We start from the raw sequence: 14213 nt of genomic DNA on the forward strand, positions 1-14213 counted from the left end.
AAGGTAGACCGCCCGCTCCGCGCTTGAAACCTGGGCGCCGCGCCTGCTAATCGAGGCCGATGCGCCAGTCAGCTGGAGGGGCGGTCACCGAGGCGGTGTGTCCAAGGTGATCGCTCCGAAAAGCTCCGAAATCGGTAAGCCGGTATTGTCGTGTAAAAAGGCCCCATGGCCCTTCCTTCGTCCCGACTTGACCTCAATTTGTTCCGCGTCATGGACGCGGTTTTCGAGCACGGCGGCATCTCTGGCGCGGCGCGGCACCTGCACCTGAGCCAGCCAGCGGTCAGCCACGCGCTGGCGCGTTTGCGGCGGCTTTGGGGCGACCCCTTGTTTGTGCGCCAGGGCAACCACATGGTGCCCACGGAGCTGACGCGGCGCGTGATTGGCGAGGTGCAGGCACATCTGCGCGGTTTGCAGTCGGTGATGGCGCATGCCGAGACCTTTGACCCGGCCGCCTTGAACATGACGGTGCGGCTGGGCATGCGCGATGTGCTGGAGGCGATCACGCTGCCGCCATTGATGGCGCGGCTGGCCGAAGTGGCACCGGGGGTGAAGCTGGCCAGCGTGCGGGTGCCGCGCGACACCTTGTCTCAAGCCCTGACCTTGGGCGAGGTGGACCTGGTGATCGACCGGCAGCGGCGGGTTGATGGGCGCATCCGGGGCGAGCGGCTGGCCGACGAGAGCCTGGCCGTGATCATGCGGCGCGAGCATGCGCTGGCCAACAAAAGACCCATGGATGTGAGCGCATACTTTGATAGCAGGCATGTGATGGTGTCAGTTCGGCCTGATCAGCCTGATCCCTTGCAAGCCGTCTGGTCGGGGCTGGGCCAGGGTGAGCGGGACGTGTTCCTGCGCTGCCAGCACTACTTTTCTGCGGCGAACGTGGTGCTGCACAGCGACGCGTTGCTGACCTTGCCGCGCACCTACGCCGAGGAATTGGCGCGCAGCATGCCACTGGTGGTGCGCGATCTGCCGCTGCCGGTGCCGCCCATCACGATCTGGATGTATTGGCACGCCGACCGGGACGGCGACCCGGTGCACCGGTGGTTGCGCGAGAGCGTGTGTGCCGGCGCGAGGCAGGCCATGTCGGCAGCGCTCACGGGGCCTGAGCGGCAGAATTGACTCATTCGCCTCATGCATGGCTTCCGATGAAAATTCATCATTGGTGATTAGAACCAGGCAGGCGTAGCATCGCTGCATTCCACACGAGGAGACCACCATGAACTTCCAGCCCAGTGATCGCGCCAAAAAAACGGCCGATGCCGTTCGAGCCTTCATCAAGACCCACATCGAGCCGATCGAGGCCGAGCACTGGGAAGGCATCCTGGCCCAGCGCCATGGGGGCGACTGGACCCAGTGGACCATCCCGCCGCGCGTGGAAGAACTCAAAGCCAAGGCCAAGGCCGAAGGCCTGTGGAACCTGTTCCTGCCCGACGCCGAACTGGGCGCGGGCCTCTCGGTGCTGGAGTACGCCTTCAGCTGCGAGGAAACCGGCCGCAGCATGATGGCGCCCGAGATCTTCAACTGCAACGCGCCCGACACGGGCAACATGGAAGTGCTGTGGAAGTACGGCAACGCCGAGCAAAAGGCCCAATGGCTGACACCCCTGCTGGCCGGTGAAATCCGCTCCGTCTTCTTCATGACCGAGCCCGACGTGGCCTCATCCGACGCGACCAACATGGAAGCGACCGCCGTGGTCGACGGTGACCACATCGTGCTCAACGGCAAGAAGTGGTGGTCGTCCGGCGTGGGTGATCCGCGTTGCGCCATTGGCATCTTCATGGCGCGCACGCCCAATCCCGACGAGGGCCGCCATGGTCAGCACTCGATGGTGCTGGTGCCCATGAACACACCCGGCGTCGAGATCAAGCGCATGCTGCCCGTCTTTGGCGAATACGACGAGCCGCACGGCCACGGCGAAGTGCACTTCACCAATGTGCGCGTGCCGGTGGGCAACTTCATCGCTGGCCCCGGCAAGGGCTTTGAGATCGCGCAAGGCCGCCTGGGCCCGGGCCGCATCCACCACTGCATGCGCATGCTCGGCGCCGCCGAGAAATCGTTGGAACTGGCGATCCAGCGTGGCCTCAAGCGCGTGGCCTTTGGCAAGCCCATCATCAACCTGGGCGGCAACCGCGAGCGCATCGCCGAATGCCGCGTGGCCATCGACCAGGCCCGCTTGCTGACCCTGCAAGCCGCCTGGAAGATCGACACCCTGGGCGTGATGGCCGCGCTGACCGACGTGGCCGCGATCAAGGTGGTGGCGCCCAATGTGTTGCAACAGGTGGTGGACTTCGCCATCCAGATCCACGGCGGCATGGGCGTCTCGCACGACACCCCCCTGAGCGCCTTCTTCAACCAGGCCCGTTCACTGCGTCTGGCCGATGGCCCGGACGAGGTGCACAAGGGCATGATCGCCCGCCTGGAGCTGATGAAGTACGGGGTGTCTCGATGAGCGAAGCGGTCAAGGGTGTGCAGGACCAGGGCGGCGCCGTCCGCCAGGGTGAGGAGCTCAAGATCCCGGCGGTCGATGCCTGGCTGAAAGCGCAGGTGCCCAGCTTGCAAGGCCAGCCGGAGGTCACGCAGTTTTCGGGCGGCGCGTCCAACTGGACGTACCGCTTGAAATACCCCAACGCCGACTACATCCTGCGCCGCCCGCCGGCCGGGACCAAAGCCAAGGGCGCCCACGACATGGGGCGCGAGTACCGTGTGCAAAGCGCGCTCAAGCCGGTCTACCCGGTGGTGCCGAACATGGTCGGGCATTGCAAGGACGAGTCCGTCACCGGCAGCGAGTTCTACGTGATGGAGCGCATCGTCGGCATCATCCCGCGCAAGAACATGCCGCGCGGCCTGAACCTGGATCAAGCCACCACGCGCCAGTTGTGCACCAATGTGCTGGACAAGCTGGTCGAGTTGCACCAGGTGAACGTGAAAGGCACGGACCTGGAATCGCTGGGCAAAGGCGGGGGCTACTGCCGCCGCCAGATCGAAGGTTGGAGCGACCGTTACACCAAGGCCAAGACCTGGAACGTGCCCTCTTACAGCTACGTGATCGCCTGGTTGAAAGAACACATTCCCGAGGACGTGGCCAGTTGCGTCATCCACAACGACTGGCGCTTCGACAACGTGGTGCTGTCTGAAAGCGATCCAACCCGTGTGATCGGCGTGCTCGATTGGGAAATGGCCACCCTGGGCGACCCGCTGATGGACCTGGGCAACAGCCTGGCCTATTGGGTGCATGCCGACGACAGCAAGTTCCTGACATCCACGCGCCGCCAGCCCACGCACCTGCCCGGCATGTTGCGCCGCGAAGAGGTGGTCGAGTACTACCTGGACCGCATGAAGCTCAAGCCCGACAACTGGGTGTTCTACGAGGTCTACGGGCTGTTCCGCCTGGCCGCCATCGTGCAGCAGATCTACTACCGTTACCACCACAAGCAGACCCGCAATCCCGTGTTCAAGAACTTCTGGATCCTGACCAACTACCTGGACTGGCGCTGCAAGGGCATGATCAAACGGAGCGGCATTTAAAGCATGGGCGCCATCTACCTCATCCGCCACGGGCAGGCCTCGTTCGGCAGCAATGATTACGACCAGCTTTCGCCCGTGGGTCACGAGCAGGGGCGCGTGTTGGGCGCCGCGCTCAAGGCGCGTGGCGTGGTGCCGGATCTGCTCATCAGCGGCAGCATGAAGCGTCATCAAGAGACGGCCATCAATTGCTTGCAAACGATGGGTTGCGAGTTGGGCCTGGAACTGCACCAGGGCGTCAATGAGTTCAACCACGAGAACGTGATCGAGGTGGCCGAGCCGCGCTACGTTGACAAGCTGGTGATGATGGGCGAGATGGCCGCTTCGGGCGATCCGCGCCGCACGTTCCAAAGCTTCTTCAAGGGCGCGGTGACGCGCTGGGTGGAGGGCGAGCACGCGCACGAGTACGCCGAGTCCTGGGCCCACTTTCGCGCGCGTTGCGTGGCCGCGCTGGACGACATCGTGCGCCAGAGCAGCCCCAAGGGCACCACGCTGGTCTTCACCTCTGGTGGCACCATCAGCGTGATCTGCGCCCACCTGTTGGGCCTGAGCGACGCGCAAGCCTTCACCATCAACTGGACGCTGGCCAATGCGGGCGTGACCAAGCTGCTGGCGGGCCGCGATGGGCTGCACCTCATCTCGATCAACGAACATGCGCACCTCGAGGGCGGCGACAAGGGTCTTTTGACCTATCGTTGAGGCTTGGTCAAAACAAGCTCATCCAACGCTGAGGAAATCCCATGAAGACATTGTTGAAGGCCGTGCTCGGCCTGTTGCTGCTCGCGGTCGTGCTGGTGGCGGGCGGCGTGGCGCTGGCGTGGGCGCCTGATCGCCCCGTCGATGCGCTGAAGGCACGCTGGGCGTCTGCGCCCTCGCAGTTCATCGCCGTGCAGGGCATGCAGGTGCACCTGCGCGACGAAGGCCCGAAGGATGACCCCGAGCCCATCGTGTTGCTGCACGGCACCTCGGCCAGCCTGCACACTTGGGATGGCTGGGTGGATGCGCTCAAGGGCCAGCGCCGCGTGATCCGGCTCGATCTGCCGGGCTTTGGCCTGACTGGCCCTGTGCCTGATGGTGACTACCGCCTCAAGCGCTACACCGGCTTCATGAAGGACGTGTTCGATCAGTTGGCTTTGAAGCAAGTGGTGCTGGCGGGCAATTCCTTCGGCGGCACGGTGTCGTGGATGACGGCGCAGGCTTATCCGGACCGCGTGTCCAAACTGGTGCTGGTTGATGCTGGCGGCTACCCCTACAAGGCCACGTCCGTGCCCATCGGTTTCAAGCTGGCGCAGATCCCGGCGCTGCGGCCTGTCATCGCCAACGTGTTGCCGCGCAGCATGATCGAATCCAGCGTGCGCAGTGTGTATGGCGACCCGACCAAGGTCACGCCCGAGCTGATCGATCGCTATTACGAGCTGACCTTGCGCGAAGGCAACCGCGATGCGCTCAGTGCCCGTTTCAAGCAATCACCCGGTGGCGAGCATGCCGAGCTGATCAAGCAGTTGCGTCAGCCCACTTTGATCTTGTGGGGCAGCCAGGACGGCCTGATCCCGCCGGACAACGCCGAGCACTTCAAGCAGGACATCCCTGGCAGCCAGCTGGTGATGTTCGACGGCCTGGGCCATGTGCCCCAAGAGGAAGACCCGGCACGGACGGTGGCGGCGCTCAAGACTTTCCTGAACCTGAAGTAAGAACGAACCATGCCCAAGCGACAGACCATCCTGATCACTGGCGCCAGCTCCGGCCTGGGCGAGGGCATGGCCCGTGAGTTCGCCGCCAAGGGCCGCCACCTGGCCCTGTGCGCGCGCCGCACCGACCGCCTGCTGGCGCTCAAGGCCGAGCTGGAAAGCCAGCACCCCGGCGTGCGCGTGTCGGTGCGCGCGCTGGATGTGAACGACCACGCCCAGGTTTTCGAGGTCTTCCGCGCCTTCAAGGACGAGTTCGGCACGCTGGACCGCGTCATCGTCAACGCGGGCCTGGGCAAGGGCCAGCCCATCGGCAAGGGCCGGTTTGACGCCAACCTGCAAACCGCGCAGACCAACTTCATCGCCGCGCTGGCCCAATGCGAAGCGGCCATGGAGATCTTTCGCGCGCAGAACAGCGGCCACCTGGTGGGCATCTCGTCGATGAGTGCGATGCGCGGCCTGGGCCGCAACCTGACCACCTACGCGGCCACCAAGGCGGGCTTCGCGGCCTTGCTGGAAGGCATCCGCGCCGATGTGATGGGGCGCACACCCATCGTGGTCACCACCATCTTCCCCGGCTACATCGAAACCGAGTTGAGCAGCAAGTCGGCCAAGACACCGCTGATGGTGGACACGCAGTCGGGCTGCCGCGCATTGGTGGCCGCCATCGAGCGCGAACCGGCCAGCGCCTGTGTGCCTCGCTGGCCCTGGGCGGCGATCGCGTGGTACATGCGCTTCGCGCCCTTGAGCTGGGTGGCCAAGGTATCCTAAGATGCCTGAAACCGGACACCTTCTTTTATGCAGCCCATCGCCCACGATTTCACCGACGAAGACATTGCCGCCCTGGAGGACTGGTGTGAACGCCTGAGCGAGCACCAGCCCGAGGTGGCCCCCGATTGGGTCGATGGCTACCTGACCGCCCTGATCTGCGGCCCGCGTGTCGTGGCGCCCAGCGAGTACCTGACCTTGATGTTCGGTGAATCGCTGATGCACGTGCTGAGCAAAGCTGAAGACTTCGAGGAAGTCATGGGCCTGCTGATGCGCCGTTGGAACGCTTTGGCCAGCGAGCTGCACCCTGATCGCCTGCTGGACGCACCCGACGAGGTGCACCTGAACCCGCTGATGTCGGAGTACCCGCAGGATGAAATCGCCGAGAAACTGGCCGAGGGCCTCATCAACGACGAGCAGGCCATGAGCCTGCAAACCGGTGGCGGCTGGGCGCGGGGCTTCGGCCAGGCCTTGCTTGATTTCGAAGACGACTGGGAAGTGTTTGCGCCCGGTTCGCCCGAGTTCGAGATGGTCGACTTCAATGTGCAGGCCGTGCTGGCCCTGACCCTGACCGAGCGCGAGGCCCTGCGCCAATTCTGCGAACAGGCCTACAACGAAGCCGACCTGCCGCGCGACGACCTGATCGCCCAAGCCATGCTGTCGGTGCAGGACCTGCGCTTGTTCTGGATGCAGCACCCGCCCAAGTCGGTGCCGGTGCGCAACGAAGACAAGGTGGCGCGCAACGAGCCTTGTCCTTGCGGCAGTGGCTTGAAATACAAGAAGTGCTGCGGCGCGGTGGCTGGCACCGTGCACTGATGAGCTTTTAAACCGCCGTGTTCACAGCGAGGCGGCCAACCGTGCCGCCTGGTCAATCGCCTTCTTGGCATCCAGCTCGCCCGCTTCAAAAGCCCCGCCAATCACGTGCACCTTCTGGCCGGATCCCGCCAGGGCATCCGCCAGTTCGCGCAAGGGGATCTGGCCCGCGCACAGCACCACGGTGTCACAAGGGATCCACGTCGGGTCCACGCGCTTTTCGCCGTAGGTCACCATCAGGCCCTCCTCGTCGATGCGCTCGTAGTTCACGCCACCCACCATCTGCACGTTCTTCATCTTCAGCGCGCTGCGATGGATCCAGCCCGTGGTCTTGCCCAGGCCATTGCCCAGCTTGCCCTTCTTGCGTTGCAGCAGTGTCACCTCGCGCGCGGGCGGGCTCACTTCGGGCTGGCCGGTGCGCAGGCCACCGGGCGACAGGGCCGGGTCGGTCACGCCCCACTCGGCTTGCCAGGCGGCCAGGTCCAGCGTGGGCGAATGGCCATCGCCCACCAGGTACTCGGCCACGTCAAAGCCGATGCCGCCCGCGCCGATCACGGCCACACGTTGGCCCACCGGCTTCTTGTCGCGCAGCACTTCGATGTAGCTCAGCACCTTGGGGTGATCCTGCCCGGGGATGCGCGGGTTGCGCGGGCTCACGCCGGTGGCCACGATGACCTCGTCGAAGCCTTGCAAGTCGGCCGCTTGCACCGTGGTGTCCAGGTGCAACGACACACCGGTGACTTCCACCCGCTTGCGGAAGTAGCGCAGCATCTCGTGGAACTCCTCCTTGCCGGGCACCTGGCTGGCCATGTTGAGCTGGCCGCCGATCTGGCTGGCGGCGTCGAACAGGTGGACTTCGTGACCGCGCTCGGCCAGCACCGTGGCCGCGGTCAGGCCCGCAGGCCCGGCACCCACCACGGCAAAACGGCGCTTGGCCGTGGTGGGGCGGTAGACCAGCTCGGTCTCATGGCAGGCGCGCGGGTTCACCAGGCACGAGCTCAGCTTGTTCTTGAAGACGTGGTCCAGGCAGGCCTGGTTGCAGGCGATGCAGGTGTTGATCTCGTCGGCCCGGCCTTGCGAGGCCTTCTTGACGAAGTGCGAATCGGCCAGCAAGGGCCTCGCCATCGACACCATGTCGGCGCCACTGGCCAGCACGGCTTCAGCCACCTCGGGCGTGTTGATGCGGTTGGTGGCCACCAGGGGAATGGTGATGCCATCGGCCAGCAGCTCGGCCTTCATCTTCTGTGTGACCCAGGCGAAGGCGGCGCGCGGCACGCTGGTGGCGATCGTGGGCACGCGCGCTTCATGCCAGCCAATGCCGGTGTTGATGATGCTGGCGCCCGACTTGGCGATGGCCTTGCCCAGCATCACCACCTCGTCCCAGGTGCTGCCATTGGGCACCAGGTCGATCATTGACAGGCGGTAGATGATGATGAAGTCGCGGCCCACCGCCTCGCGCGTGCGCTGCATGATCTCGACCGGCAGGCGCATGCGCTGGCTGTAGTCGCCGCCCCATTGGTCGGTGCGCTGGTTGGTGTGCTGGGCCAAAAATTGATTGATCAGGTAGCCCTCCGAGCCCATGATCTCGACGCCGTCGTAGCCCGCCTCGCGCGCCTTTTGCGCGCAGTTCACAAATGCGCGGATCTGCCTTTCAACGCCGCGCGCCGACAAGGCAAAGGGTGTGAACGGTGAGATGGGCGACTGGATGCGCGAGGGCGCCACCGCCAGCGGGTGGTAGGCATAGCGCCCCGTGTGCAGGATCTGCAGCGCGATCTTGCCGCCGGCCTCGTGCACGGCCTGCGTCACCACCTGGTGCCGCTTGGCCGCGCCCGAGGTGGCCAGCGTTCCTGCAAAAGGTTTGACCCAGCCCGCCAGGTTGGGCGAGAAACCGCCCGTCACCATCAGTCCGACATCCCCCTCGGCGCGCTCGCGGAAATACGCGGCCAGCTTGCTCAGATCGCGGCCATCTTCCAGCCCCGTGTGCATGGAGCCCATCAGCACGCGGTTCTTCAGGGTGGTGAAGCCCAGGTCGAGCGGTGCGAGCAGGTGGGGATACAAGGCATGGGACATGGCGTGGCCTGAAGGGTGACAACCCCGGGATCGTAGGCCGAAATCAGGCGGCTTCTGCCTTGCGCCGGGTGGTGGCTTCAAAGCCCAGGTAAGCCAGCAAGGCCAGCAGCAAGGGCCCCAGGTAGTAAACCGCGCGGTAGGCCAGCAAGGCGCCAATCAACTCAGCCTGAGGCACTTGGGCGCCCAGCAAAGCCATGAACACGCCCTCCAGCACGCCCAGGCCGCCCGGGATGTGGGCCAGCACACCGGCCACCGCGCTGACCATCAGGCACGAGAGCACCGCCAGGTAGGGCACGCCTTCAGGCATCAAGGTGTAGATGGCAGCGGCCATGGCCAGCCAGTTGGCCGATGACAGGGCCAGTTGCAGGCAAGCCACCCGCCCTGAAGGCAGGGCCACCTTCTGGCCCCGCACGGTCCAGCGTCGGCGCGGTGACCAGAAGCAGGCCGCCAGGTAAGCCAGGGGCACAAGCCACAACAACAGGCCGACCCAGCGCAGGGTGGCGGGCGACAGGCTCCAGTCCGCGGGCGGTGTCACCACCTGGAAGACCAGGCAGGTGCCCAGCAGCAGCGGGTAGGCTAGCCAGTTGATCAGCATGCTCAGGCCCACCAGCTTGGCCACCTGGGGCACCTTCAGCCCCAGCCGCGCGTACAGGCGGTAGCGAAAGCCGACGCCACCCACCAGGGTGCCCAGGTTCAGGTTGACGGCGTAGCTCGACATGGCCACACCCGCCATGCGCCAACGTGGCAAGGGGTGGCCCAGGTAGTGCCACCCGAACATCTCGAAACTGCCGTAGATGGCATAGCTGAGCAGGGCAAAGCCGCCCGTGATGGCCAGGGTGGTGGGCGAGATGTCGCGCAAGGCCTGGCCCACGGCCGACCAGTCAATGCCACGCGCTTTCCACACGATCAGCGCGAGCACGCCCAGCGTGAAGGCACTGATCAGGATGCGCCTGACCAGGGGCCACCACCCGGCTGCGGACATCTGCGCCCAGGCCGTGGTGGCGGACTTCATGCGCGCCTTTGTTCCGGGTCAAGCTGGGTTTCGTTGACCCGGACGACCTCACTCGCTTGGCCGGTCGCGGTGGCCGCGGTCAGTGCCGGGCGGTGCGTGGGCAACCAGGCCGCCCACCCGGGAAAGCGGCGCAGCACATGGAACACCAGCACGCTCAAGCCCAGGCGCCACATGAGGCGGTGGCCCACCTCGGGCTCCTTCACGTGCTGGCAATGGTGTTCGATCAAGTATTGCAAGCGCTCGCGCAGGTGCTGGTTGAAGCGCTTGTCCCAGATGAACAGGTTGGCTTCCAGGTTCAGCGACAGGCTGAGCGGGTCCAGGTTGCTGGAGCCCACGGTGGACCACTCGTCGTCGGCCAAGGCCACCTTGCCATGCAAAGGCCGCTCGCAATACTCGTGGATGCGCACGCCCGCGCGCAACAGGTAGCTGTACAGGATGCGGGCGGCCACTTTGACGATGGGCATGTCGGGCTCGCCCTGCAGGATCAAGGTGACCTTGACGCCGCGCCGCGCCGCATTGCGCAGGTCGCGCAGCAAGCGGTAGCCGGGAAAGAAGTAGGCGTTGGCCACGATCAACTCGTGCTTGGCAGCCCGGATGGCCAGCCGGTACTGGCGCTCGATGTCGGTCTGGTGGTGGCGGTTGTCCCGCGACACGAAGGAGGCCCACGAGGGCATGCTGGCATCCGGGCGGCTCGTGCCCTGCGACCCGGTGGCGCGTGGCCACCAGGCCAGCCCACGCCGCTGTTTGGGCATGGCAGCGGCCAAGGCAAAGCGGTGGATGTCTTCGACGATGGGGCCGCGCACCATCACCGCGTAGTCCTGCTTGGCCTGCGGACCAAAATCCGCCAGGTGGTCGGCCGAATAGTTGATGCCGCCGACGAAGGCCTTCTGCGCATCCACCACCACCAGCTTGCGGTGCAGGCGCCGGAACATGTTCAGGCGCATCCCCATCATGCGAGGTTGCGGGTCGAAGATCTGCACGCGCACGCCAGCGGCCGTCAGCGGCCCGATGAAGTCGTCGCTGAGGTCGGGCGAGCCGAAGCCGTCGACCGTCAGCGTGACGCTCACGCCGCGTTGGGCGGCGCCCAGCAAGGCCGCGTGCAGGCCCCAGCCCACCTTGTCCATGAACAGGATGAATGTCTCGACCAGCACCTCGCGTTGCGCCTGGCCAATGGCCTCGAACACGGCGGGGAAAAAGGCTTCGCCGTTCTCCAGCAACTCGATGTGGTCGATGGGTTTCCAGCTGGGTTTCACAGGTGGATCTCCGCGGTCAGTGGGGCGTGGTCGGACAGGTGCGACCATGGGCGCGTGGACAGCACCCGCGGCTCGTGAACCTCCACGCCGCGGGCATAGATGCGGTCAAGCTGCAGACAGGGAAAGCGCGCCGGGAAAGTGCGCGGCGGGCTGCCAAAGGCATCGACAAAGCAGTCGTGCAGGCCGGCGCAGCGCGTCAGGCGCTCGTGAGCACGCAGGCGCCAGTCGTTGAAGTCGCCCGCGATGATCAAGGGGGCGTCTTCGGGCACCTCCCGGTCGATCAACTGGCACAGCAGGTCGAGTTGCTGTTGGCGGTGCTTCTCGCGCAGGCCCAGGTGAACGCAGATGGCATGCACCTGCTGGCCCAAGGGCGGCACGTCCAGCACGCAGTGCAACAGGCCGCGCTTTTCGGCTCCGTTCAACGAGGGCACGGTCACATCGTGGTTGGCAAAACGGCGAATCGGGAACTTTGACAACACCGCGTTGCCGTGGTCGCCGTGGGGGTAGACCGCGTTGCGGCCGTAGGCGAAGTCCGACCAGATCTCGTCGGCCATGAATTCGTATTGGGGCACCTCGGGCCACAGTGAGTGCTCGGCTGCGTGGTGATCGTGGCTGCCGTGTACTTCTTGCAGAAACACCACGTCGGCTTGCACGGTGCGCACCGCGTCACGCAACTCCGGCAGGATGAACCGCCGGTTCAGGGCGGTGAAGCCCTTGTGGGTGTTCACCGTGAGGACGCGGAAACTGAAGTCGGTCGGGTGCATGGAGGTGGGTCCGTCGTGGGGGCCTCCCAGGCAGGGCAATTGGTGTGCCCGGCAACGATGGTTGCTTCGATTTTTGGGCGGGGCTTCACGCCCCGTCGGTCCCCGTGGACTGCGGCGCCTGCATCGGCCAGGGTTGAGCTTGCTCGGCCTCGGCCGTGCGGCGCGCCTCATCCTCCCGCTGCTCATGGCTGCGCGTGAAGCGCAGGTGCGTGATGTCCGGCGGAAAAAACATCCCCCAGGTCCACTCCAAAAAGATGCGCAGCCGCCGTCCGAACGAGGGCATCTGCGACAGGTAGTACGCCCGCCACACCAACCAGGCTGGCCAGCCCGTCAGAGCCACCCCGCCCACCTCGGCCACGCCTTTGAGCCGCCCGATCGAGGCCATCATCCCGCGTGAGCGGTGGCTGAAGGGCTGCCCTGCCTGGCCTTGGCTTGCGGCCATCAGGTTCCTGGCCAGGTGCAAGGCTTGCCGCACGGCGAACTGCGCCGTGGGCGGAGAGATGCTGCCATCGTGTTGATTGGGCACGGCAGCGCAATCGCCCAAGGCCCACACCGTGGGGTGGCCGGGCACCGACAGGTCGGGGTTGGTCGCGATGCGGCCTTGCTTCATCGGCAGGTCCAGCTGCCTGGCCAAGGGGTTGGCCTCGGTGCCAATGGTGCAGATCAGGGTGTGGCCCTCAATGACTTCACCGGTGCTCAAGGTCACGCCATCGGCTGACAAGGACTGCGCCCGGGTTTGCAGCCGCACCGTCACGCCGCGGTGGGTCAGCGAACTCAGGGCAGCCGCCCCAAGCCGAGGCGACAACTCGGGCAGCAGTCGCTCGGTGCCATGCAGCACGGTGATCTTCAGTTCGCCGACCTGCACCAGAGGGTAGTAACGCCGGATGCTGGCCAGGCAGTCCACCAGTTCACCCGCCACCTCCACGCCCGAGAAGCCGCCGCCAATGACGATGAAATGGCCCAGTCGGCGCCGCAGTTCGGCATCGGTTTCCAGCTCGATGCGGGCCAGGCGGCGCAACACCATGTTGCGGATGTGCATGGCATCACCCACGGTTTTCAGGGGCAAGGCGTGTTCGGCCATGCCGGGCAGCAGGTCCAACCGAGCGCGGTTGCCAAAGGCCAGCGCCAGGTGGTCGTAGTTCAAGGTGATGTCGCCCGCCAGCGTGCGGCAGACCAGCGTTTGGCTGGCCGCGTCCACCGAGGTGACTGCGCCCATGATGAAGCGGCTGCCACCACCCTTGCGCAGCATCTCCCGCACCGGCACCACCACCTGCTCCGGGAAGACCGAGGCCCCCACCGCTTCGGGCAGCATGGGGTTGAAGGTGGTGTAGCTCTCGTCCGAGACGAGCGTCAGTTGCAGGCCGCCCGGCCACTGGCGTTCCAGGGCCCTGATCAGGGTGGTGCCAGCGAAACCCGCACCAATGATGACAACGGAGGCAGCAGGGGGCATGAAAAACGCTCGCGTCCAACGGGATGCTGCGGGTGCATGCAGGAAGCGTGCGCGGGCAAAAAAAAGCACCCCGGTGTGGGGTGCTTTTCAAGGTGTGGCAAACCCGGCTTGCTGCCGGGCGGGCCGATCAGGCCGCGGCCTTGGCCTTCAAGCGCCAGGCGTGCAGCAACGGCTCGGTGTAGCCACTGGGTTGTTCCTTGCCCTTGAAGACCAGGTCCAGCGAAGCCTGGAAAGCCGCGCCATTGGGGTTGGCCACCAGCGACAGGTACAGCGCGTCGCCAGCATTTTGCTGATCCACCACCGCGGCCATGCGCGTGAAGGTTTCGCGCACTTGCGCCTCGGTCACCACGCCATGTTGCAGCCAGTTGGCGATGTGCTGGCTGGAGATGCGCAGCGTGGCGCGGTCTTCCATCAGGCCGATGTTGTGGATGTCGGGCACCTTCGAGCAGCCCACGCCCTGGTCGATCCAGCGCACCACATAACCCAGGATGCCTTGCACGTTGTTGTCCAGCTCTTGCTGCTTCTCGGCGTCGGACCAGTTGGCGGTCTCGACCACGGGGATGGTCAGCAGGTTGTTCAGCAGCGCTTCGGCGTCTTCGTTCGACTTCTCGATCTCGACCTGCACGGCGGCCACGTTCACCTGGTGGTAGTGCAGCGCGTGCAGCGTGGCGGCCGTGGGCGAAGGCGTCCAGGCGGTGTTGGCCCCGGCCTTGGGGTGACCAATCTTTTGCTTGAGCATCTCGGCCATCAGGTCGGGCATGGCCCACATGCCCTTGCCGATCTGCGCGCGGCCACGCAGGCCACATTGCAGGCCGATCAGCACATTGCGGCGCTCATAGGCGGCGATCCAGGCGCTGGACTTGATGTCGCCCTTGC

12 protein-coding genes and 1 pseudogene are annotated in these 14213 nt (G+C 65.5%); 7 read left to right on the forward strand and 6 right to left on the reverse strand.

Features of this window, described 5'->3' with window-relative positions; genetic code table 11:
• Positions 1-165: 165 nt before the first annotated feature.
• From Q7V20_RS14640 to Q7V20_RS14670, 7 genes are all read left to right on the forward strand, one after another.
• The gene (locus tag Q7V20_RS14640) at positions 166-1119 is read left to right on the forward strand and encodes a LysR family transcriptional regulator (protein WP_304792537.1); all 954 of its coding nucleotides are present in this window, start codon (positions 166-168) and stop codon (positions 1117-1119) included.
• A 97-nt stretch (positions 1120-1216) separates the two neighbouring features.
• On the forward strand, positions 1217-2449 hold the full coding sequence (locus Q7V20_RS14645; protein ID WP_304792540.1) for an acyl-CoA dehydrogenase family protein: 1233 nt from the start codon (positions 1217-1219) through the stop codon (positions 2447-2449).
• Complete coding sequence (locus tag Q7V20_RS14650; RefSeq protein WP_304792543.1) at positions 2446-3525, forward strand: phosphotransferase family protein; 1080 nt, start codon at positions 2446-2448, stop codon at positions 3523-3525. Before Q7V20_RS14645 ends, Q7V20_RS14650 begins: the two co-directional genes overlap by 4 nt.
• A 3-nt stretch (positions 3526-3528) precedes the next feature.
• A complete protein-coding gene (locus Q7V20_RS14655) occupies positions 3529-4221 on the forward strand; it encodes a histidine phosphatase family protein (protein WP_304792547.1) in 693 nt (230 codons plus the stop codon).
• Between the two features lie 41 nt (positions 4222-4262).
• Positions 4263-5213, forward strand: a complete 951-nt coding sequence (locus Q7V20_RS14660) for an alpha/beta fold hydrolase (protein ID WP_304792549.1) — start codon at positions 4263-4265, stop codon at positions 5211-5213.
• A 9-nt stretch (positions 5214-5222) separates the two neighbouring features.
• Positions 5223-5978, forward strand: a complete 756-nt coding sequence (locus Q7V20_RS14665) for an SDR family oxidoreductase (RefSeq protein WP_304792552.1) — start codon at positions 5223-5225, stop codon at positions 5976-5978.
• Positions 5979-6005: 27 nt separating this feature from the next.
• A complete protein-coding gene (locus Q7V20_RS14670; protein WP_304792555.1) occupies positions 6006-6791 on the forward strand; it encodes a UPF0149 family protein in 786 nt (261 codons plus the stop codon).
• 21 nt (positions 6792-6812) lie between these two features.
• On the opposite strand, the gene Q7V20_RS14675 is transcribed toward Q7V20_RS14670, so the two are convergent.
• The 6 genes and pseudogenes from Q7V20_RS14675 to Q7V20_RS14700 form a co-directional block, all read right to left on the reverse strand.
• Complete coding sequence (locus Q7V20_RS14675) at positions 6813-8858, reverse strand: NADPH-dependent 2,4-dienoyl-CoA reductase (RefSeq protein ID WP_304792558.1); 2046 nt, start codon at positions 8856-8858, stop codon at positions 6813-6815.
• 43 nt (positions 8859-8901) lie between these two features.
• The gene (locus Q7V20_RS14680) at positions 8902-9870 is read right to left on the reverse strand and encodes a lysylphosphatidylglycerol synthase domain-containing protein (RefSeq protein WP_304792561.1); all 969 of its coding nucleotides are present in this window, start codon (positions 9868-9870) and stop codon (positions 8902-8904) included.
• Complete coding sequence (gene clsB, locus Q7V20_RS14685; protein ID WP_370652479.1) at positions 9867-11171, reverse strand: cardiolipin synthase ClsB; 1305 nt, start codon at positions 11169-11171, stop codon at positions 9867-9869. The genes Q7V20_RS14680 and clsB overlap by 4 nt, the downstream gene beginning before the upstream one ends.
• Positions 11120-11887: an endonuclease/exonuclease/phosphatase family protein gene (locus tag Q7V20_RS14690; RefSeq protein ID WP_304792567.1), complete on the reverse strand. Its 768-nt coding sequence runs from the start codon at positions 11885-11887 to the stop codon at positions 11120-11122. The genes clsB and Q7V20_RS14690 overlap by 52 nt, the downstream gene beginning before the upstream one ends.
• Positions 11888-11972: 85 nt before the next feature.
• Positions 11973-13337: an NAD(P)/FAD-dependent oxidoreductase gene (locus Q7V20_RS14695; protein WP_304792570.1), complete on the reverse strand. Its 1365-nt coding sequence runs from the start codon at positions 13335-13337 to the stop codon at positions 11973-11975.
• Between the two features lie 127 nt (positions 13338-13464).
• A pseudogene (locus Q7V20_RS14700) lies at positions 13465-14213 on the reverse strand (malate synthase G); the annotation flags it as partial.

Origin of the sequence: Aquabacterium sp. (assembly GCF_030652515.1) — a bacterium.
Lineage (GTDB): Bacteria > Pseudomonadota > Gammaproteobacteria > Burkholderiales > Burkholderiaceae_C > Aquabacterium.